Here is a 20,308-nt window from a genome sequence, read left to right as displayed (position 1 = left end):
ATCCCCGGAGTCACGGGCTAGGTGAGTCCGGCGTTGCGGGCTACGCGGAGGGCGGCTGACCGCCTGACGACGCCGAGCTTGCGGTACAGCGACCCGAGGTGGGTCTTGACGGTGTTCTCGGTGATGAACAGCGCGTTGGCGATCTCGGTGTAGGAACTGCCCAGGGCGAGCTCGTCGAGCACGTCCGCCTCCCGCGCGGTCAACCGGATCTTGGTGCCGTTGATGACCGCGTCGAGGCGCCGGGGCGGCGAGACCTGCCCGTCGGGCCGGGTCCGGGCGAGCAGAGTGACCCCTCCTGCCTTGCTCCACTCCGCTCCGTACCCGTTCAGCTTGTCCAGCACGACCGCCGCGAACGGATGGACGTTCGGCCCTTCGACATGTCTGCGCAACAGGCCCACGAAGGCAGGCTCCATCCCGGCCGGCGCGAGCGCGTGCAGGGTCCGCTGGGGAGCGGTCCGGTTCAGCATGTCCACCAGCGCGGTCTCGGCGGCCTCTTCGTCACCGAGGCGCAACAGCAGTACGGTCCGGACCGAAACGGCCGAAGCTGCCAGGACAGGGTGGATGCCCGGGCGTGCCAGTGCGGCATCCATCGCGTCCAGCGTTGCCTGTGAATCGCCGTCGGTGATGCTGGTGATGGCCCGGATCAGGTCGGCCTCGGCGGTGCAGCTGGTCTCCGAAAGGATCCGCAACTGCTTCTCCATGCCGCCCTGGTCGCCGATCAGCGCGGCCACCCAGAACCGCAGCAGCGTGAAGTCGCGCGCCAGGTACGACGGCAGCGGGCCGGCCGCCGTCGGCTCCGTGGCGAGCTCGGTTCCGGCCTGGTCGAGCTGACCGTTCTCGATCAGCAGCGAGGCGCGCAGGATCGCGCGCAAACCGGCGACCACCGTGTCCGAAGCGGCCACGTCGGTGTCGGCCACCTGCTCGAGCCAGTGCCGCGCCGCCGCCAGGTCGAGCTGGCTTAACGCCGCCAGGCCCAGTACCACGTGCGCCCGGACCGCGTAGTCCTTGAAGAGGACGCGATCCCCGGCCGCTTGGAGGGCGGCCCGCGCGGACTCGGCAGCGTTCTCCACCTGGCCGCGCACGTAGTACACGACGGCGCGATGGGCGAGTCCGCCCGCGATGAGCTGACGATGACCGGCCATCCGGGCCGACACCAGTGCCTCGTCGAGATGGCGGAGCGCCGCGTCGAGATCGCCGACCCACGTCTCGGTCGCCGCGAGCTCGATGAGGAGCAGCGACAGCCGCTCCGGCGCCAGCACCGCCGGGCGCCGGCCGTTGTCCGGAGTACGGTCCAGCACCAGCAGCGACCTGGCGCGGGCAAGCGAGTCGCGGACGTCGTACCAGCCGTAGCGGGACTCCCACAGCCGGAGCGTCAGCGCGTCCGCCCGGAGTGCGTCGTCCTCCGGGGTCGCGGGCTCCGACGCCGAGCTGATCGACGCCTGGTCGGCGGAGGACGTGTCCATCACCGCGCCGGTGACGTCACCCGAGCGGCGGTGCAGGATGCCGCGAACCCCGAGCAGGTGCCGATGGGTGTCCAGGTAGCCGTCCGGGAGGTTTTCGAAGCCTGCGGCAACGAGTTCGTGGCCGCCGCTGGCGAGCACGGCCGGCCCGTACCGGAGCAGGACGCGGTCGATCAGCCCTGGATCGCCGGCGTCGAGTGCGTTGCGCAGGGCAAGAGAACCTTCGCCACGGTTCTCGTAGTACAGGGCCGCGCGGTGGTGCGCCGCGGTGACCACCTTGGCATCCTCCGGACTGCCGGCGGCGCGGCGGTGCAGGAGCTCGATGAGCAGTGGGTGGTAGCGGTAGACGGGCTCACTGTCCGCGCCGTTGCTGTACGCGGTCACGAGCAGCCCGTTGCCGGCGAGATCCGCCAGCAGCGCCTCGGCGTTGGGGTCGGCGCTCAGCATCGCGGCCAGCGGCGCTGTCAGCCCGTTGGCGGCGAAGGTGCTGAGCAGCATCGACTGGGTCCGCGTGTCAAGGGTGGCGAAGGTTTCACCGAGCAGCAGGTCCAGCACCGGCTGCTCACTGAGCATCCGGGTACCGGCGTCGCGCGACACGGTGATCGTCCGGGCCGCGAGCACGAGGGCCGCGGCCCAGCCCGCTGTCTTCTCCTGCAACAGCGAGATGTCTGCCGCGGTGGCGTTTTCATCATGCGCATGAATGAGTTCGGCGGCCTCTGCATCGTTGAACCGCAGTTGACGCGAGCGCAAGGTCGACGCCAGGCCGCGCAGCTCCAGCTCGGTCAGCGGCAGGGGCAGGTCGTAGCGGGTGGCCAGCAGCAGACGGACCGACTGCGGCGACTTCTTCAGCAGCGTGGACAAAGTGGTCAACATCGTTGCGGAGAGCAAATGAGCGTCGTCCACCACGACAGGCTCGGGTGCCGCCGCCGCGGACGCCTGGCTGAGGACGTCCTCCAGCGAGTCCGGATCTTGCCCGGACACCCACAGCACGGAGCGTCCGGCCGTGCTCCGATGAGCTGCCCAGTCGGACAGCAGCACGGTTTTACCGGTGCCCGCGGGTGCCACCAGCATGGTCAGTGGTGCCGCAGAGCCACGGTCGAGCGCAGCACGGAGCCGCTCACGACTGACCAGCGTCAACGGTGGCCGTGGAGCTCCTCCCATGGCCGGTCGCCTGGTTCCGTCGTTCGTTTGCTCGGGCTCGAAGATCGTCACGCGCCGCCCTCCCTGGCTTGCGTGCCTCGCGTTGAGCCTGTAACCCCTGGTTTCTTATTTGGAGACTAGTCGGTCCTTGGCGGTTGCGGGAGAGGCCGGAGTACGGAGACTTATGTCCATGTCCCTTCCGTGTCAGGCCGCGGCCAGCGTGAGGGTGGTCGTTGCCGTCTGCCCCGATCGCAGGTAGGTGATCTGGAGGGTGTCCCCGGCCGATCGGGTCAGCGTCGCCACCACGATGTCCTCGCTGCTGCGGGCGGGCTTGTCGTCGATCTTGGTGATGATGTCGCCGGGCTTCAGGCCTGCCTTCACCGCTGGACTGCCGGGCTCGACGGCCAGGATGAACAACCCCGGCTCGGTGCCTGAGGCCCTGGCCATCTCCGGCGGAAGCTCCTGCACCTGGAGCCCGGTGGTCGGGTGGCCGGCCTGGCCCGTCTCGATGAGCTTGTCGGCGATCGGCATGGCGAGATCGACCGGGATGGAGAAGCCCAGGCCGACGCTGCCGCCGCCTGAGACCCCGGCCGAGTTCGGCACAGTCGCGATGGCGCTGTTCACCCCGACCAGCCGGCCCGAACAGTCGACCAGCGCGCCACCACTGTTGCCTGGGTTGATCGAGGCGTCGGTCTGGATCGCGCCGATCAGGTGGTGGGTGACGTCGTCCCCGGGCACTGGCACGTACCGGTCCAGGGCGCTCACGATGCCGGAGGTGACCGTGCTGTAGAGGCCGAGCGGCGCGCCCAGGGCGACGACCGGGTCGCCGACCTCCAGCGCCGCGGACGAGCCGATGGCGATCACCGGGTACCCCTTCGAGGCGTCGGCCGCCTTCAGCATCGCCAGGTCCGTGCTGGGGTCACGGCCGATGATCTCCGCGTCCGAGCTGTGCCCGTCGCTGTACAGCACCGACACGCTGCCGCCGTTCGCGGCCAGCGAGATCACGTGGTCGTTGGTGAGGATGTAGCCGCCGTCGCGGATGATCTGGCCCGACCCGCTGCCCGCCTGTCCGCCGCGCCGGGCGGAGATCGTGACGACCGACGGCAGCACCTGGTTCGCGACCGGGGCCGCGGCGCACATGGCGACCTGGCCGGCCGCTTGGGGGTTGCCTGCTGCCGACGACGTGCCGGCCCCGTCGTCGGACAGCGCCCAGACGATGAGTCCGCCGATGACCGCACCCACCAGAGCGGCTCCGCCGATGCCGGCCAGCAGCGCGCGGTTCCGGAGTACGCCGCCGCGGGCGGGGGGAGGCGCCTCGGGGGCGGGCGCCGCAGCTTCCGGGGCCGGCGTCGGGGCGTCCGGCGCGGGCTGTCCGCTGGGTGGATCGGACATCTCGATCTCCTCCGCGCTGGAATCGTGGCGCACCGGCCGGCGAAGGTGGCGGTTCCGCGAGATCAGCCGTCGAGGCGCCGGTCGGGACACAACCCTTCATCAAGGATCGCCGCCGCCGCGGCCGAAATACTCACCCGAAAGAGGTGATCCAGGCGCTGGATGGCGCACACTAGGGTCATCGACGAGCATGGCGCCGGCTGCTGGGAGGTGCGGTCATGGGAGCGGCGGACAGCACGCCCCGGCCGCATTGGCGGCGAAACGGACTCGCGCGCGCGGTCGTGATCGGCCTGGCGCTGGTGGTCGCGGGCCTCGGCTACAGCCTGCTGGTGCCGAATGGGGCAGCGGGCGCCGACGGACCTCAGTCGCAGCAGATCGAGGAAGGGCGCAAGCTCTTCGCCGTCGGCTGCGCCAGCTGCCACGGGCTCAACGCCGAAGGCGGCTCGGACGGCGAGGGCCGCCAGGCCGGGCCTCCGTTGATCGGAGTGGGCGCGGCCGCGGTCGACTTCCAGGTCGGCACGGGCCGGATGCCAGCGACCCAGACCGGTGCCCAGGCGCCGCAGAAGGAGCCGGTCTACACCGATGAGGAGATCGCGGCGCTGGCCGCGTACGTCGCCTCCCTCGCGCCTGGCCCCGCGATCCCGGCCACGGAGGTGTACGACGTCAGCAATGCCACCGACGAGGAGATTGCCCGCGGTGGAGAGCTGTTCCGGACCAACTGCACGGCCTGCCACAACTTCGCCGGCCGGGGCGGCGCCCTGCCGAACGGACGCTACGCACCCTCGCTGATGAACAGCTCGCCCCGGCACATCTACGAGGCGATGCTGACCGGACCCCAGCAGATGCCGGTCTTCTCCGACCAGGTGCTGCTGCCCCAGGACAAGCGCGACGTCATCGCCTACGTGGTGAGCCTGCAGGATCAGAAGGATCCGGGTGGCTTCGGCCTGGGACGGCTCGGCCCGGTCTCGGAGGGACTGTGGGGCTGGTTCGTCGGCATCGGCGCGCTCATCGCGGTCGCGGTGTGGATCGGGGCCAAAGCCCACTGATCCCGGGCTGAGGCCAGCTGATCCGGCGCAAGGCCTGTTGGTCCGGCTCGGACGTCAGCGGAACAGGTCGAGGCCCTGGCCGATCATCACGGCGGCCAGGACCGCCAGCAGAACGACGAGGATCGTGTTCAGGTTGCTCAGCAGCCACTCCTCGAGCGCCTTCAGCGTCGGGGCCGACCGATCCGCTCCCGCGATGACGACGGCCAGCAGTGGGACGAGAACCGTCAGCGAGGCCGCGATGACGAAGAAGGCCGTGGCGCCGACCTCCTGTCCCGGGGTGAGACCGGATCCACCGATCTGGGTGCCCGCGCCGATGACGAGCGGGAGGTTCTTGACGTTCGCCAGCGCCGCTCCCGCTCCGGTCAGGACCAGGGCGGGGCCGGAGAGCGTCGTGATCTTGTCGACGATCGCCGGGCGGGCCGGGGTTTCACCGGGCGACGGACGCTTGCGCCAGTACCGGACCGCCAGCACCGCGAAGAGGACGCCGACCGCCAGCTTGACGAGGTCGACGCCGTCACGCGCCGCCTCTGAGCCGTCATCGGTGGCCACGTCCGTCAGCAGCACCACGAGTCCGGTCGCGATCGCCAGGGCGCCGACCCAGCCCACCGCGAAGCTCGATCCGGCGCGAATCGGCTGCCTCGACATCAGCACCAGCACGATGCAGACCATCGGCACCGGACTCAAGGCGATTCCCAGCGCCTGCGGAAGCACCGCGCCGATCACCGGCCAGAAGGTCACCCTGCTCACTATGGAGGAGCGGCACCGGCCCAGCAAGACGGCTCCCCGGCCTCCACCTGACCCCGGCCACTGCTCGTGATTTGTTTGAGTTGACGTGTCAACCTATGATGAGTGACGTATCAATCAAATGGCACGAGAGGACGGCGAGTGGTCATGCAGGTGGGGATCTTCGGAGTGGGAGACGTGGTCGCCGACCCGGTCACCGGTCGCCCGCCCACGGAGCACGAGCGGATCAAAGCGGTGCTGGAGTACGCCCAGCTGGCCGAGGACGTCGGCCTCGACGTGTTCGCGATCGGCGAGCACCACAACCCGCCCTTCATACCGTCCTCGCCGACGACGATCCTCGGGTACGTCGCCGCCCGGACGTCCAGGTTGCAGCTGTCGACGTCGACGACGCTGATCACCACGAACGACCCGGTGAAGATCGCCGAGGACTACGCGATGCTGCAGCACCTGGCCGACGGCCGGGTGGACCTGATGATGGGGCGCGGCAACACCGGCCCGGTCTATCCGTGGTTCGGGCAGGACATCCGTGACGGCATCGCCCTGGCAGTGGAGAACTATGCGCTGCTGCGCCGGTTGTGGCGTGAGGACGTGGTCGACTGGGAAGGCAAGTTCCGCACCCCGCTGCAGGGGTTCACCTCGACGCCGCGGCCGCTGGACGACGTACCGCCGTTCGTGTGGCACGGCTCGATCCGCAGCCCCGAGATCGCCGAGCAGGCCGCGTACTACGGTGACGGCTTCTTCCACAACAACCTGTTCTGGCCGAAGCGGCACGTGCGGCAGATGATCGAGCTCTACCGCCGCCGGTTCGAGCACTACGGGCACGGTCCGGCCGACCAGGCGATCGTCGGACTCGCCGCCCAGCTCTACGTCCGGAAGAACTCGCAGGACGCGATCAACGAGTTCCGGCCGTACTACGACGCGTCGCCGGTCTACGGTGGCGGCCCGTCGCTGGAGCAGACCTCGCAGGACACGGCGCTGCTGGTCGGCAGCCCGGACCAGGTGATCGAGCGGATCCTGCAGTTCCGCGAGTACGCCGCGGGGGACTACCAGCGGCAGCTGTTCAACGTCGACGGACTCGGAATCCCGCACAAGGCGGTGCTCGAGCAGATCGAGCAGCTGGGGGAGATCGCCGCGGTGATCCGCAAGGAGTTCGCCGTCGGCCGTCCGGAGCACGTGCCGGACGCACCGACCCACGCGTCCCTGAAGGCGGCGAAGGAGCTGTCGGCGGAGGCGGCCCGATGAGCCGGAAGATCGTCGTGATCAGCGCGGGGCTGCGGCAGCCGTCGTCGACCCGGTTGCTGGCGGACCGGCTGGCCGAGGCGGTTCGGCGGCAGCTCGAAGCGCTCGGCGCCGAGGTGGACCTCGAGGTGATCGAGGTGCGCGACCACGGGCACGACCTGGTCAACAACCTGATCGTCGGCTATCCGTCCGAGCAACTCGAGGAGGTGCTCGACCGGGTCAGCCGGGCCGACGGCCTGATCGCCGTCACGCCGACGTTCAGCGCGTCGTACAACGGGCTGTTCAAGATGTTCGTGGACGTGCTCGACGACAGCGCGCTGATCGACAAGCCCGTGCTGATCGCGGCGACCGGGGGGACCGGCCGGCACTCGCTGGTCCTCGAGCACGAGCTCCGCCCGCTGTTCTCCTACCTGCACGCGGTCGTCATGCCCACCGGCGTGTACGCCGCCCCCGAGGACTGGGGTTCGGGCGCGGAGTCCGAGAGCCCGCTCGCGACCCGGATCGACCGGGCCGCAGGAGAACTGGCCCGGGAGGTCGACCGGCGGGAGTCCCCGCTGCCACCCGATCCCTTCGACTCGCCGGACTCCTTCGAGCAACTCCTGGCCTGACGACGATCACCTTGCAGCCCGGGATTCTCGGCCTCAGCGGGGGTTCGAGGGGAACCGGGCGAGCAGGTCTTCGACGCGCTCCTGCCGGCCCTGGAGACGATGGCTCTCCCAGTCCTCGCGGGACATGACGCCGTCGATCAGTTCGAGGGCTTCCCCGAGCTCTTCCTCGAGGTAGGGGTTGGGCATCTCGAGGCGGTCTCTCATCGCCTCTTCCGCGCCGAACAGGTGCGCGGCCCGCGCCGGATGACCCTGACGGATGAGGATGTTCATCACCGTGTTGGAGAAGGCCATCACGAGGCTGGGGCTGCCCAGCTTCACCACCGTGTCGACCAGGCCGGCGGCGAGCTCGCTCGCCCCGTCGAGGCGGTCGGCGACCACGAGCAGGTAGGCGAGGTTCTGCCCCTGGACCGTGGACTCGTGGACGTCGCCGATGTCTTCGTAGAGTTCCCGCGACTCCATCATCATCGTCTCTGCCCGATCGAACCGGCCCAGTTCCTCCTCCACGCCGCCGAGGTGGCCGAGGACCCTGGCCAGCTGCCTCTTGTCGTCGAGCAGGCGGAGCCGGTCCAGGGCCTCCCCGAGGGTGTCGCGTGCGCTCTCGAGGTCGCCGAGCTGGAGTTGAACCGTGCCCAACAGGCTCAGCGCGAGAGCGATACCGGTGTGGTCGTCGAGCGCCTCGGCCATCTTCAGGCTTCTCGTCGCCAGCTCCTCGGCACGTGCGGTCTCACCTTGGATACTGAGGAGATTTCCCAGCCCTCGCAGGCATGCCACCAGGTCCCGCGACTGCTCCGCGCCCGCCCGCGCGACGACCAGTTCATGCCAGCGGCGACCTTCGGAGAAGTAACCGCCCAACCACCAGACCCAGCCAAGGGCCGCACAGAGGCGAAGGCCGGTCGCGAGGTTGCCGGTGCCTTTGCCGCTCGGCGTAACGGCCCAGCCGAGTGCGGCACGGAAGTTGTCGAGCTCGGTCTCGGCCAGCTCGAGCGCGGTCACGTGCGTGGACTCCTCCCGCATCGCCAGGAGTTTCTCGGCCACGGTCGCGTAGTACGCCGCGTGCGCGCCGTGGGCCGCCTCGGCCTCGCCGACCGCCCGCAGCTCGTCGTCGGCGTACTGGCCGATGGTCTCCAGCAGAGCGATCCGCGGTCCGCCGTCCGGGCCCTCCGACATCGTGACCAGGCTGGCGTCGATGAGTTCCGCGACGATGTCGAGTGGGTCCTCCTGAGGCGTGCAGGCAACCGTGGCCACCGCATCGAGGTCGGCGCCGCCCGAGAAGACGGCCAGTTGCCGGAAGACGCGACGCCGTACCGGGCTGAGCAGGTGGTAGGACCAGGCGATGGTGTCGCGGAGCGTTCGCTGTCGCTCGGGTGTCACGCTGCTGGGCGAGACGATGTCGAGGGACTGGTCGATGCGGTCCAGCAGTGCCTTGGGGCTGAGCAGCCGGACGCGGGTGGCGCAAAGCTCGATTGCGAGGGGAAGGCCGTCCAGACGGCGGCAGATGGCCACCACGTCATCGACGTTGTCGGTCGTGAGCGTGAACCCGGGTTGGACGGCCTGGGCGCGTTGCACGAAGAGCTGCGCGGCTCCGGAGCTCTGGGCCGCGGCCAGCGTCAGGTCGTCCGGCAACGTCAGCGGTGTCACCGGGTGCTGCCGTTCGGCGATGAGTCCGAGCGGTCGCCGTGACGTCGCGATGACTGCGACCCGAGGTGCCGCTTCGAGGATCTGGGCGACGACCTTGGCGGCGCCCTCGAGCTGCTCCAGGTTGTCGAGGACGAGCAGCAGCGCGTGGCGCGCCAGGTGGTTCATGAGGCCGGCCGGGGTGCGCTCCCTCGCCCCGAGGTCGAGCACCTCGGCGATCGACGTCCACATCACGTCCTCGCTGACCTCCGCCGCGAGGGGCACGAAGTACACGCCGTCGGGGAAGCTGGTCTTCAGCTGAGCGGCCGCCGAGATGGCGAGCCGGGTCTTGCCGGAGCCACCTGGTCCGGTGAGTGTCACCAGGCGGTTGTCCGGAGTACAGAGCATTTCCGTCAACCTGGCCAGGTCTGAGTCCCGGCCGAGCAGCGGAGTCGCTGTGGCGGGCAGGCTCGTCGGCGTTCCGAGGGTGCGGAGTGGCGGGAAATCCTCTTGAAGGCCCGCGACCGTCAGTTGGTAGAGACGCTCGGGTTCGTGGATGTCCTTCAGGTGGTGGGTGCCGAGGTCACGCAGGGAGACGCCGTCCGGGAGCTCGGCCAGGTCGCCGGTCGCGGCGGAGATCACCACCTGTCCGCCGTGTGCCGACGAGGAGATCCGCGCGGCGCGGTGCACGTCCATGCCCCAGTAGTCGCCATCGTGCAGGCCGGGGGAGCCGGTGTGGACCCCCATCCGCACACGCAGCCGCTCGCCACCCGGCCAGTGATGGTCCGCCAGCCGCCGTTGCCCCTCGGCGGCCGCCTCCAGCGCATCAGTAGCTGTCGGGAAGACGACGAAGAAGCTGTCTCCCTCCGTACCGACCTCAGTACCGTCGGTTGCTGCCCACACGCCACGCAAGATCCGGCGATGGTTGGCCAGCACCTCGACATAGCTCGGCCCGAGCCGGGTGAGCAGCAGCGTGGAACCCTCGATGTCCGAGAACAACATCGAGACCGTCCCCGCCGGCAACTCCCTCATCCGCCGCCCCACATGCCGAAGTCTCCCAGACCACCCGCCCCTACTGCTCGCCAATTGCCCGTCTTTGGGGACTTCGCAGTACCGCGGTCACGCATAGGCTCGCCGCATGAACACTCCGTCGACACCGGTGTTCCTCCGCCCACTCGCCTTGTCAGACGTGGCGATCTACGCGTCCTGGGGCCTGGACCGCCGCTTCTGCGAACACGCCGGCTGGACCGTCGACAAACCCCTGCCCGCCCACGAGGCGCACTGGCGCGGGCTGATCACGCACCCGAAGCCCGACCTCATCCGCCTCGCCGCGGTCGCCGGAACCTGCGTGGTGGGCTACGTCGACCTCGCCGGCGACGAGCCGGGCCGACGCGAGCTCGGCTATGCCATCGGTCCCTCCGACCGCTGGGGGCAGGGTCTTGGAGGGACCGTCGCGCGACTGGGCCTCGAGCACGGCTTCGACCACGTCGGCCTCGATGAGATCCGAGCTGAAGCCCTGGACGCGAACCAGGCCTCAATCCGCATCCTGACCTCCCTCGGCATGACCGAGACCGGGAAGGGCTCCGAAGAGCCTTTCCTGGGCACGGCCAGCTTCTACCGCCAGTTCTCCATCACCAAGACCGATTGGGGCCGCCGTACGGCGGCCTGAAGTTGCCCACGGCAACCGTCGCCTGCCCTGGCCAGCCACTCGGTCACCGGCTGCCGGCTTGCTTGCCAGGCTTCAAGGGCGGCCGCGGCGGTCGACGGTACGGGTAGGTCCGGAAAGTTCCGTACGCCGGGCCCGAAGGCGTGTTCCCAGTAGATGAGGTTGTCCGCGGTGATGTGCACCAACCGCCAACTCAGAGCGGTAACTGGCGGTGTCGGCGGTGCGAACTCGTACTCGTAGGTCCACCGCCCAGGCCTGTCCACATCAGGCTTGACCGACCAGCACCCCGCGACCGGTTCCCAGAAGTACTCGTCATCGGTCAGGCCCTCCATCCGCCGATCCAGGCGATCCCCTGACTCTTGCCACCAGCCCCTGAGCAGATCCACCGTCATCCCCAACAAGTAGCCGATCACAACCCACATCAGCCAGGGCGCTCCTGTCATTGGCATGCCCGTGCCGGGATCTTGTGCGAGCGGGAGCTTCAGGTGCTCCGACGCAGTACGCCGCGCCCGCGGCCTCCTATAGGCCGCCCGGCTGCCCGGCCGGGCTGAATCACCACCTCAATCACATCGACGATGTGATGCCCGGTCACCACATCGCTTCCTAGGTTCGCCTTGAAGCCGCGGTATCCGCCTCGGCAACTCGGAACGAGGGAAGCGGCCATGGCCATCACGACCACCAAGCTCACCCGGGCAGCCGGCCTGGCGGTTGTCGCCGGACTGCTGTTCATCTCCGTGCCCACCGTGCGCGACGCCCAGCTCGACCCGGCCGGTGCGGAATGACCCCGCGAGTCCGGCCAATCGACCGAAACCGTCCGGCCGCTGTGAAGGGGACCCCCGCCCGCGGTCGGGGAGCCCGATCGGGGCGGTGGGTCCCCGTTGCGCTGGTGGGGCTCAGCCTGATTCCCGTTCTCGCAGGCATCTCCCGCCTCGTCGTTCTCGCCGGCGGCCCGGAGCTACTGCTCCCGGCGGATCCCCGCTCCGAGGCCTCGCCTGTGCCCGTCGTCCTGCACGTCGTGTCTGCGATCGGCTTCGCCGTCCTCGGCGCGTTCCAGTTCTCCGCCGGGATCCGCCGCCGCCGGCCGCGTTGGCACCGTCGCGCCGGGCGGGTGCTGGTGGTGCTCGGCCTGGTGGTCGCGTTCTCGGCCCTGTGGCTGACGCTTTTCTACCCCCGCCAGGAGAACACCGGTGATCTCCTGTACCTGTTCCGGTTGCTGGCCGCTTCAGGGCTCGCGGCCAGCATTATCATCGGCTTCGCCGCCATCCGGAACCGTGAGATCGCCCGCCACCGCGCCTGGATGATCCGTGCGTACGCGTTGGCCCTGGGCGCCGGCACCCAGGTGTTCACCCAGGGCATCGGAGAGGCCGTCCTCGGCGCCGGCGCGATCCGCAGCGACCTCATGCTGGGGTCAGCCTGGGTCATCAATCTCGCCGTCGCCGGGTGGGTCATCCGCCGACCCGCGGCTCGCCGCGCACGCATCAGAGCAGCGTTGGCGGGGTCCCCATGAGCCCGCGGCCGCACGCACCCGAGTACTACGAGTTCCGGATCGACGGACACCTCGACCACCACTGGTCGGTCTGGCTGGACGGTCTGACCCTCACCCACGAGGCCGACGGCACCACCACGCTGCGCGGCGCCGGGATCGACCAGGCGAAACTCCACGGCCTGCTCACCAAGCTGCGCGACCTCGGCGCCATCCTGATCTCCGTCGAGGCGATCGACCCACCCGACCCGTACGGCGGCCGGCCGCCCCAGCTCAGCCCGTCGGACGCGGGAGATCCATCACCGCGGTGAGGGCGTTCGCGCGAAGCTCGGGTGTGACGGCGTGCGGGTCGAGGAGATGCTGCAGGAACAGTCCGGCATCAAGCGCCAGCACGAGAGCAGCCACCTCGTGCGCCGTCAGCGGCAGCTCGTCCCCTCGTGCCGCATCACGATCGGCGATCGCAGCGGCCAGCCGGTCTCGCATTCGCTGGTAGCGCTCGGCGAGGGACGCCTTCGCTGCCGCATCGCGGGCGGCGTACAGCCAGAACTCCAGCATCAGCAGTCCGAAGGGGCCGCCCGCAGCGTTCTGCTCGACCGCTGCGTTACGCAGGCTGGTGCGCAGGTCGGCAGTCGAGGTGTTCGCGAGCAGCAGGTCCAGCTGGGCGAGCTGGTCCTCGAGGTGGCGGTCGATCAACGCGAGGATGAGCGCGTCCTTGCCGGCGAAGTTGGCGTAGACCGCGCCCTTCGTATAACCGGCGGTCCGGGCGATGTCGTCGATGGTGGCGGCATGGAAGCCCCTCCGGGCGAACTCGGCCGCTGCGGCGTCCAGCACCCGGTTCGTCGTCTGCGCACGGCGTTCTGCCTGTCGCAAGTCAGCTCCTCCGTCAGTTGGATACCCGTAGGTATATAATTCTAGCTGGTATGTAACTTGTCGTTGCACAGGCCGGGAGATGGTGACCGTGGAGGACCAGCGAGGTGGGCGTGACGGCGGACGAGGTGCGAGCCGCGTGTCGGCGCGGACTTTTCGCGGGTGGCGGTGGCGCCTGGGCAATGCGCTCGTCACCGTCTTCGCGCGAGCGGGAGTCGGGCCGATCGCCCTGCTGACCACCACCGGTCGTAAGACAGGGCGCCTGCACACGGTGCCCGTCGTACCGATCGACCACGCCGGCTCGAGGTGGCTGGTGGCGCCGTACGGACCGGTCGGCTGGGTTCACAACGCCCTCGCCGGCGGCGATGTCGTCCTGTCCTACGGGCGGCAGCACATCAGTTACACCGTGCGCGAAGCGACACCGACCGAGGCAGGGCCGGTCCTCAAGCAGTACGCCACTGTCGCCACGCGCACACGGCACTGCTTCACCGCCGGGATCGATGACCCGGTCGAGGCATTCGTCGCCGAGGCGAGCGAACATCCGGTCCTCGAACTCCGGCCGGCTCTGGCTTGACCTGGAGTGCGCTCCAGCACCTAGCGTCCAAAGGCATGGACTATCACTTTCTAGGCAGGTCCGGACTGCAGGTGAGCGAGCTGTGCTTGGGCACCATGATGTTCGGCGAGCAGACCGACGAGCAGACGAGTCACCAGATCCTCGACACCTTCGTCGAGTCCGGTGGAAACTTCATCGACACCGCGGATGTCTACGGCCGGGGCCGATCGGAGGAGATCCTGGGCACCTGGCTGAAGAGCCGGCGCCGCGAGGACTACGTCGTCGCCACGAAGGCGTTCGGCGAGATGGGCCCAGGGCCGAACGAGCAGGGCCTGTCGCGCAAGCACATCCTCGACGCGGTGCGGGCCAGCCTCCGCCGGCTCGGCACCGACCACATCGACCTCTACCAGTTGCACGTCTGGGACGACGGAACGCCGATCGAGGAGACGCTGTCCACCTTGGACGCCCTGGTCAAGGAGGGCACCGTCCGGTACATCGGCGCCAGCAACTTCTCCGGGTGGCAACTACAGAAGGCCATCGACGTGTCGCGGCAGAACGGCTGGGAGTCGTTCGTGTCCCTCCAGCCTCTCTACAACCTGCTCGACCGGGATGCCGAGTGGGAACTGCTCCCCGTAAGCCGTTCGGAAGGGCTCGGCGTGCTCCCATGGTCGCCGCTCCGGGCCGGCTGGCTCGCGGGTGCGCACCGGCGCGGCATGACCAGCCCGTCCGAGGGAACCCGGGTCGAGAGGGAGTCCGAGGCCGGGTCGATCCCCTGGAGCGGGTACGCCACCGAGCGCACCTGGCGGGTGATCGACGAGGTCTCCGCGATCGCGGCGGAGACCGGCCGGACGGCGGCACAGGTGTCGCTTCGGTGGCTGATGCAACGCGAGCCGGCCACCACCCCGATCATCGGCGCACGCACCGTCGAACAGGCGAAGGACAACCTGGCCGCGAGCGGTTGGTCGCTGACAACCGAGCAGACGGACCGCCTCACCACGGCCAGCGCGCCCGACACCGTGCCTTACCCGTACGACGTGCTGCACCGCCTCTCCCGACGCTGAGCGGCCCGGGTGTCCTCGACCAGCCACCCACCCGCGCTGTACCGCCGTGGCCCGCCGGCGTCCCGCCGTACCGGACGGGTCAGTTGGTCAGGCGGGCGGTGATCTGCTCGGTGCCTCCCGGGTTGTCGGTGATGTCGGCGGTGCCGTGGGCGTTGCGGTAGCGGCCGGTGCCGCCGGTGATGGCGAAGGTGGTCTTGATCGGCTCGGTCGGGGGACCGGTGGGGCCGTCGGCGATGGCCTGGAGGGTGAGTTGTCCCTCCGGGAGGGCGATCGTCATCTGCCAGTTGCAGGTCATCGCCTGCGGGGTCGCCTTCACCACGGTGCAGGTGACCCCGTCGGTGCCGACGGGCTTGCCGTTGCGGAAGACCTTGTCGGAGCTGACGATCTGGTCGCCGAGCCCGAGGGCGGGTCCGGGGGTGCCGACGTCGATGACGGCGAACTGCTCGGTCCGGGCGGTGAGGTTGAGTACTTCGCCGCCGGACCCGTGGGCGACCGATCCGCCGAGAGCGCCGGCGAGGCAGGCTGTGACGACGGCCGCGGCGGTGTGGATGCTGCGCATTTCGAACTTCTCCTTGTACGAGTAGTGGTGTTGCAACGAGAGTGCGGCGACACCCACCGCCGAGACATCCGTGTCGGCTACGGAGTTAGGCAACTCCCTGTTCTCCAGCAGGGCGCTGGGGTCTACTGAGACTCGTGACTGCGGCACCGGGCCCGTCCGCACTGATCGGTCGCGACAAGGAGGCGGCCGTACTGCGGCGCGCGGTCGACGGGGTGAGCTCCGGCACGGGCGGGGTCGTCCTGGTCACCGGCGAGGCGGGCATCGGCAAGTCGCGATTGCTTCGTGAAGCCGCCCGCTATGCCGCAGAAGCAGGCCTGACGGTGATGTCGGGACGCGCGGTTCCGCAGGGCGGGGCCTATCGTCCGCTGGTGGATGCGCTGCTCGGACAGTTGCGTGATGCAACGGTCACCGAGTCGCCGGACCTGAGGCCCTTCCGGTCCGCACTGTCCCGCCTCATCCCCGGCTGGTCCGGATCGGACCCGGTCGCCGAGCCGGCCGTCGACTCCGTGGTTGTCCTTGGCGAGGGCCTGTTGAGGCTTCTGCGCAGGGTAGGCGGTGACACGGGATGTGTGGTCGTGCTCGACGACCTGCACTGGGCCGATGCAGACAGCCTTGCGTTGCTCGAGTTCCTCGCCGGCGCGGTCGGTACGTCGCGGATCCTGGTTCTGGGGGCGGCACGGACCGACGAGCGGTGGGCCCGGGACCGGCTCGTCGCGAATGAGGACGTGCTCACCGTCGCCCTGGACCGGTTCGACCGGGAGGACATCGTCGCGCTCCTGACCAGCCGCTGGCACCAGGAGGCGCAGCTGTCGCCGGAGTTCGAGGACGTGATCGTGGCGCGTTCCGAAGGCGTGCCACTCGTGGTGGAAGAGCTTCTGGCGGGGTTGGTGGAGTCGGGAGCTCCGACCAGCGACGTACAGCAGCTGGGAGTTCCGGCCGGACTGACGGCACTCGTGGCCCGCCGCCTGGCGGCATTGACCGAGGATCAACGCAAGGTCGTTCACGCGGCCGCGGTGCTCGGCCGTGAGGTCGACTGGGCGTTGCTCCCGCTGGTGTCCACCCTCGACGAGGACGCCGTTCTCGGCGGGCTTCGTGCCGCTGCCGACAGTCACCTGCTGGTACCGGCCGGGTCTCCCGGGCGGCTCAGTTGGCGTCACGGGCTGATCCGCGACGCCGTCCTCACCATGCTCGGCCCCGGTGAGCACAGCGTGCTGGCCCGCCGCGCGGCCGAGGCCCACCTCAACGGGACCGGCGCTGCTCAGGACGACATCGCCGCAGCAGTGGAGCTCTTTGTCGTCGCGGGTGACGGACCACGCGCGGCGCAGTTGCTGACCGACCTTGCCCGGCAGGCGATCGCGGTCGGTGCCCTCGGTACAGCGGACGAGCAGCTCGAGTACGCAGTACGGCTGGCGCCGAGCGGGTCTGATCTTGCTGCCGAGCGGGTCCGGGTCCAGACGTTGTCGGGGCGAATGGATGCCGCGTTCGCGACAGGTGACGCGGCCCTCGGAATGATGTCGGGCGACCGGCATGCCGAGCTGTGCTTCCAGCTCGCGCAGGCCGCGCTGGCGGCCGGTCGCTGGGATCGGGCGAGTGGTTACCTGGAACGAGCCGGCCGACCGGCGGATGCTCGTACTCCGGCGATCGACGCTGACGTTGCCTTTGGCAACGGTCAGGTGAGCGAGGCGGCAGAACTCGCCCACCGGGCAGTGCAGCAGGCGGAACGCGATGACATGCCGGAGCAGTGTTGCGCGGCGCTGGAGGTCCTCGGGCGCTGCGCTCGGGAGACCGATCCGGAAGCTGCGGCCGCCGCGTTCCGACGGGCCGCCCAGGTCGCCGCCGACCACGCACTGACACCCGCCCGGATCAGTGCGCTGCTCGCGCTCGGCACGATCGAGCTGCTCGACTCGGAATCGTCCGCCACCCTGATGGAAGCCCGCCGGCTGGCTCTCGACTGCGGGATGCTCGGCCGGGTGTGCGACATCGACCAGTTGCTCACCGATTGCGCTCTGGTCGTCGACGGTCCTGCGGCGGGCGAGTCGGCGGGCCGCCGTACTGCGGAGCTGGCCGCGGGCATCCGGCTGTACCGCGTACAGGCGATGACCGAGATGATGGTGGCGTCCGGAGCCGGAGCACGGGGTGATCTGGCGGCGATGGCGGCGGCTCTCGATGCTGCCGCGCGGCGGCCTGACGCACCGTTCGAGGTGACCGCCGGGCGGCCTTGCATCGAGGCGATGGTGCCGCTCGTCGGCCACGATCTGCCGCGCGCCGGGGAGCTGCTCGACCTCGGCATCGGCGCGCTGGCGGCGCGTGGTTCGTCGGCGCCGATCGGCCATTGGGGCCTGTGGGCGCTGGTCCGGACCGTGCTCGACGACCGGGGAGCCGAGGCCCGCGAGACGCTGCGGCACGCACCGCCGGTGATGCGGGCGATCAATCGAGCCGCGCTCGACTTCGCCGACGCGGTTGCCGCCGGCCGGGCTGGCCGCTCGGCCGAAGCGATCGTCCTGCTGGCGGCGGGAACAGACCTCCTGCCTAGCCAGCACTGGTGGCGCAGGCTGTTGCTGCTGCTCACCGCCGAGGCAATGATCGCCGACGGGTGGGGCGACCCCGTCTCCCTGCTGCGAGCGGACCTCACCGCTTTCGAAGCCGATGGCGACGACCAGCTCGCGCGGACCTGCCGGACGCTGCTGCGCCGAGCCGGTGTCACCGTACGCCGGGGCCGCGGGAGCGCCGCAGTACCGCCGGCGCTGCGCGCGATCGGGGTGACGAGCCGCGAGATGGACGTCCTCGGCCTGGTCGCCGATCGGCTGACGAACCAGCAGGTCGCCGAGCGGCTCTTCCTGTCGCCGCGCACGGTGGAAACCCACGTCACGAACCTGCTGGCCAAGACGGGGACCACCAGTCGGGCCGAACTCGTCGCGTACGCGGCACGGGCTGATCGCGATGCCTTAAGTCCGTAGCGAGCACGGATCCGCGGGCGGTGCCGCAGGCGGAGTCTCGGAGCTGTTGACCTCGCGTCCAGACGAGGTCCGGACCGGAAGGACTCCCGAAATGATCATCGGCTACGACTACGTGGGAGCGATCGCCCAGGGCCGCACCGCCGACCACCGTCGCCCTGAGGACCAGCGCCACTTCAGCACGGGCAAGGAATCACGCTGGCGCCCCCGGCTGATGGCGGCTCTGCGGGCGATCGCCTTCGCCTCGGCAGCGCAGTACTCGCTGCCGTTCGTGCCCGAACTCCGCGACTACCCGGTAGGCCGGCCGTGAGCGCGAAGCGGGGGTCCACGACGAGCAGCGTCGAGCAGGTCGACGTGCTCGTCGTGGGCGCGGGGCCCGCGGGTCTCGCCACCGCGATCAGTCTGGCCCGCCACGGGAGCTCGCCGCTCGTGGTCGAACGGCATCCCGGTACGTCGATCTTCCCGCGGGCGACGCTCGTCAGCACCCGGACGATGGAGTGCCTTCGAACCTGGGGGCTGGACGAGGACGTCCGGGCCGGCGGGATGGACCTCCAGCCGTTGATGTCGGTGTCGGCCACGTTGGCGGACCCCCGTCACACGCTGGTGTCGATGGGTGTCCCGTCGGCCGACGAACTGCGGTCGATCAGTCCCACGACTCCGTGCCTGTGCCCGCAGGACCACCTCGAACCTGTCCTGGCGGAGCACCTCCTTGGTCTCGGCGGCGAACTGGTCTTCGAGACCGAGGTGGTCTCCATTGATCAGGACGCCACTGAGGTGACGGTGTCGCTGCGCGACCGTCGTACCGGGGCTGTTCGAGCGGTGCGAGCTGCGTACGTCGTGGGCGCCGACGGCGCGCGCAGCACGATCCGGGCGAGCCTCGGGGTGCGGATGGAGGGGCCGGACCATCTCGCCAACCTCGTCAGTGCGCTGTTCCGGGCCGACCTTCGAGACACGGTGGGGGAGCGGCCGTACGGGTTGTACCGGATCGAGACGCCGCAGGCCGCGGGTGTTCTGCTGCCGACCAGCGCCGGCGATCGCTGGGTGTACGGGCGGGAGTGGCATCCGGAGCTCGGTGAGCAGTTGACGGACTACACGGTCGAGCGTTGCACCGAGCTGATCCGGGCAGCGACGGGGTTGCCGGACCTGGAGCTCAGTGTTGTTGCCGTGCAGGCGTTCGAGTTCGCGGCGCAGGTGGCCGAACGCAGCCGTGAGGGCCGGGTCTTCCTGGTCGGGGACGCCGCCCATCGGATGACCCCGGTCGGAGGGATGGGCATGAACACCGCGTTCCTGGACGGCCACAACCTCGGCTGGAAACTGGCCTGGGTACTGCGGGGCTGGGCTGGCGAGGCGCTGCTGGACAGCTACGAGGCCGAGCGGCGACCGGTCGGCGTACGGAACACGCTGAGGTCGATGGGCGACACCGGACGGTCCAACGCAGACGGCCTCACCGACGACCTCGGCGTCAGGTATCGCTCGGAGGTCATCCCCGACGGCGGTGGACCGGACTCCGGCGAGTTCCGTCAGTCGGCTCGCCCCGGCGACCGAGCCCCTCATCTGCAGATCTGCGTCGAGGGCCGCGCGATGTCGACCCAGGACCTGTTCGGCGAACACCTGACCTTGCTGCTCGGCGCTGCTGGTGACCCGTGGGAAGGAGCGATCGCCGACTGCCCGCTGGTCGTGCTGCGCTGTGGCACCGACTTCCAGGACCCGGCCGGCACCTTCCACAACCTCTACGGCATCGACCCGGACGGCGCCGTCCTCGTTCGCCCCGACGGTCACGTCGCCTGGCGCTCCCGAACCGCCGCCACAGATCCGCTGACCACCCTCTACTCAGCAATCACCACCTCCCTCGGCGTACCGAACCTCCGGCAGCCCAGGTCAGCTGCATGACCCGGGTTGCCGGATGGGGCTTTGCTAGCGGTGCT

Annotated in this window: 18 protein-coding genes; 11 read left to right on the top strand and 7 right to left on the bottom strand. The window is 69.8% G+C overall.

What is annotated here, in order from left to right; genetic code table 11:
- Window positions 1-17: 17 nt before the first annotated feature.
- On the bottom strand, window positions 18-2,597 hold the full coding sequence (locus EV644_RS45940) for a LuxR C-terminal-related transcriptional regulator (RefSeq protein WP_158292712.1): 2,580 nt from the start codon (window positions 2,595-2,597) through the stop codon (window positions 18-20).
- Between the two features lie 207 nt (window positions 2,598-2,804).
- A complete protein-coding gene (locus EV644_RS00930) occupies window positions 2,805-3,992 on the bottom strand; it encodes a S1C family serine protease (protein WP_132187419.1) in 1,188 nt (395 codons plus the stop codon).
- A 215-nt stretch (window positions 3,993-4,207) separates the two neighbouring features.
- Here EV644_RS00930 and qcrC point away from each other — a divergent pair, with 215 nt between their 5' ends.
- Window positions 4,208-5,035: a cytochrome bc1 complex diheme cytochrome c subunit gene (gene qcrC, locus EV644_RS00925; RefSeq protein WP_132187420.1), complete on the top strand. Its 828-nt coding sequence runs from the start codon at window positions 4,208-4,210 to the stop codon at window positions 5,033-5,035.
- A gap of 54 nt (window positions 5,036-5,089) precedes the next feature.
- Here qcrC and EV644_RS00920 read toward each other — a convergent pair whose 3' ends face one another.
- Complete coding sequence (locus EV644_RS00920; protein ID WP_132187421.1) at window positions 5,090-5,773, bottom strand: GAP family protein; 684 nt, start codon at window positions 5,771-5,773, stop codon at window positions 5,090-5,092.
- Window positions 5,774-5,926: 153 nt separating this feature from the next.
- On the opposite strand from EV644_RS00920, the gene EV644_RS00915 reads away from it, so the two are divergent.
- Together EV644_RS00915 and EV644_RS00910 are read left to right on the top strand one after the other, a co-directional pair.
- Window positions 5,927-7,021, top strand: coding sequence for an LLM class flavin-dependent oxidoreductase (locus EV644_RS00915; protein ID WP_132187667.1), 1,095 nt, complete (start codon window positions 5,927-5,929; stop codon window positions 7,019-7,021).
- The gene (locus EV644_RS00910) at window positions 7,018-7,626 is read left to right on the top strand and encodes an FMN reductase (protein ID WP_132187422.1); all 609 of its coding nucleotides are present in this window, start codon (window positions 7,018-7,020) and stop codon (window positions 7,624-7,626) included. The genes EV644_RS00915 and EV644_RS00910 overlap by 4 nt, the downstream gene beginning before the upstream one ends.
- 33 nt (window positions 7,627-7,659) lie before the next feature.
- On the opposite strand, the gene EV644_RS00905 is transcribed toward EV644_RS00910, so the two are convergent.
- A complete protein-coding gene (locus EV644_RS00905; RefSeq protein ID WP_132187423.1) occupies window positions 7,660-10,272 on the bottom strand; it encodes an ATP-binding protein in 2,613 nt (870 codons plus the stop codon).
- A gap of 106 nt (window positions 10,273-10,378) precedes the next feature.
- Here EV644_RS00905 and EV644_RS00900 point away from each other — a divergent pair, with 106 nt between their 5' ends.
- Entirely contained in the window at window positions 10,379-10,909 is a 531-nt protein-coding gene (locus tag EV644_RS00900) for a GNAT family N-acetyltransferase (RefSeq protein WP_132187424.1), read from the top strand.
- Here EV644_RS00900 and EV644_RS00895 read toward each other — a convergent pair.
- The gene (locus EV644_RS00895) at window positions 10,855-11,328 is read right to left on the bottom strand and encodes a DinB family protein (RefSeq protein ID WP_158292711.1); all 474 of its coding nucleotides are present in this window, start codon (window positions 11,326-11,328) and stop codon (window positions 10,855-10,857) included. The two genes, EV644_RS00900 and EV644_RS00895, sit on opposite strands and share 55 nt — an antisense overlap.
- Window positions 11,329-11,792: 464 nt before the next feature.
- Between EV644_RS00895 and EV644_RS00890 the strand changes: the two genes are divergently transcribed.
- Both EV644_RS00890 and EV644_RS00885 read left to right on the top strand, forming a co-directional pair.
- Window positions 11,793-12,413, top strand: coding sequence for a DUF2306 domain-containing protein (locus EV644_RS00890; RefSeq protein WP_241997865.1), 621 nt, complete (start codon window positions 11,793-11,795; stop codon window positions 12,411-12,413).
- On the top strand, window positions 12,410-12,700 hold the full coding sequence (locus tag EV644_RS00885; RefSeq protein ID WP_132187427.1) for a DUF8691 family protein: 291 nt from the start codon (window positions 12,410-12,412) through the stop codon (window positions 12,698-12,700). Before EV644_RS00890 ends, EV644_RS00885 begins: the two co-directional genes overlap by 4 nt.
- Here EV644_RS00885 and EV644_RS00880 read toward each other — a convergent pair.
- The gene (locus EV644_RS00880) at window positions 12,663-13,259 is read right to left on the bottom strand and encodes a TetR/AcrR family transcriptional regulator (protein WP_158292710.1); all 597 of its coding nucleotides are present in this window, start codon (window positions 13,257-13,259) and stop codon (window positions 12,663-12,665) included. The two genes, EV644_RS00885 and EV644_RS00880, sit on opposite strands and share 38 nt — an antisense overlap.
- 136 nt (window positions 13,260-13,395) lie before the next feature.
- Here EV644_RS00880 and EV644_RS00875 point away from each other — a divergent pair, with 136 nt between their 5' ends.
- Both EV644_RS00875 and EV644_RS00870 read left to right on the top strand, forming a co-directional pair.
- Complete coding sequence (locus tag EV644_RS00875) at window positions 13,396-13,830, top strand: nitroreductase family deazaflavin-dependent oxidoreductase (RefSeq protein ID WP_199239586.1); 435 nt, start codon at window positions 13,396-13,398, stop codon at window positions 13,828-13,830.
- A gap of 35 nt (window positions 13,831-13,865) precedes the next feature.
- Complete coding sequence (locus EV644_RS00870) at window positions 13,866-14,870, top strand: aldo/keto reductase (RefSeq protein ID WP_132187430.1); 1,005 nt, start codon at window positions 13,866-13,868, stop codon at window positions 14,868-14,870.
- A 79-nt stretch (window positions 14,871-14,949) separates the two neighbouring features.
- Here the strand turns inward: EV644_RS00870 and EV644_RS00865 are convergent, their stop codons facing one another.
- On the bottom strand, window positions 14,950-15,522 hold the full coding sequence (locus tag EV644_RS00865) for an allene oxide cyclase barrel-like domain-containing protein (RefSeq protein WP_132187431.1): 573 nt from the start codon (window positions 15,520-15,522) through the stop codon (window positions 14,950-14,952).
- A gap of 41 nt (window positions 15,523-15,563) precedes the next feature.
- Between EV644_RS00865 and EV644_RS00860 the strand changes: the two genes are divergently transcribed.
- The 3 genes from EV644_RS00860 to EV644_RS00855 all read left to right on the top strand — a co-directional run bounded on the left by EV644_RS00860 (window position 15,564) and on the right by EV644_RS00855 (window position 20,273).
- A complete protein-coding gene (locus EV644_RS00860; protein WP_132187432.1) occupies window positions 15,564-18,386 on the top strand; it encodes an ATP-binding protein in 2,823 nt (940 codons plus the stop codon).
- Between the two features lie 91 nt (window positions 18,387-18,477).
- Window positions 18,478-18,693 carry a hypothetical protein gene (locus tag EV644_RS44330; protein WP_158292709.1) on the top strand — a complete coding sequence of 72 codons (216 nt, stop codon included), beginning with the start codon at window positions 18,478-18,480 and terminating at the stop codon, window positions 18,691-18,693.
- Complete coding sequence (locus EV644_RS00855) at window positions 18,690-20,273, top strand: FAD-dependent monooxygenase (RefSeq protein WP_158292708.1); 1,584 nt, start codon at window positions 18,690-18,692, stop codon at window positions 20,271-20,273. The genes EV644_RS44330 and EV644_RS00855 overlap by 4 nt, the downstream gene beginning before the upstream one ends.
- Window positions 20,274-20,308 lie beyond the last annotated feature (35 nt).

The sequence above is a fragment of the Kribbella orskensis genome (genome assembly GCF_004342085.1).
Classification (GTDB): domain Bacteria; phylum Actinomycetota; class Actinomycetes; order Propionibacteriales; family Kribbellaceae; genus Kribbella; species Kribbella orskensis.
The sequence above is the reverse complement of the archived record's forward strand: the minus strand, read 5'-3'. Positions and strand labels throughout refer to the sequence as shown.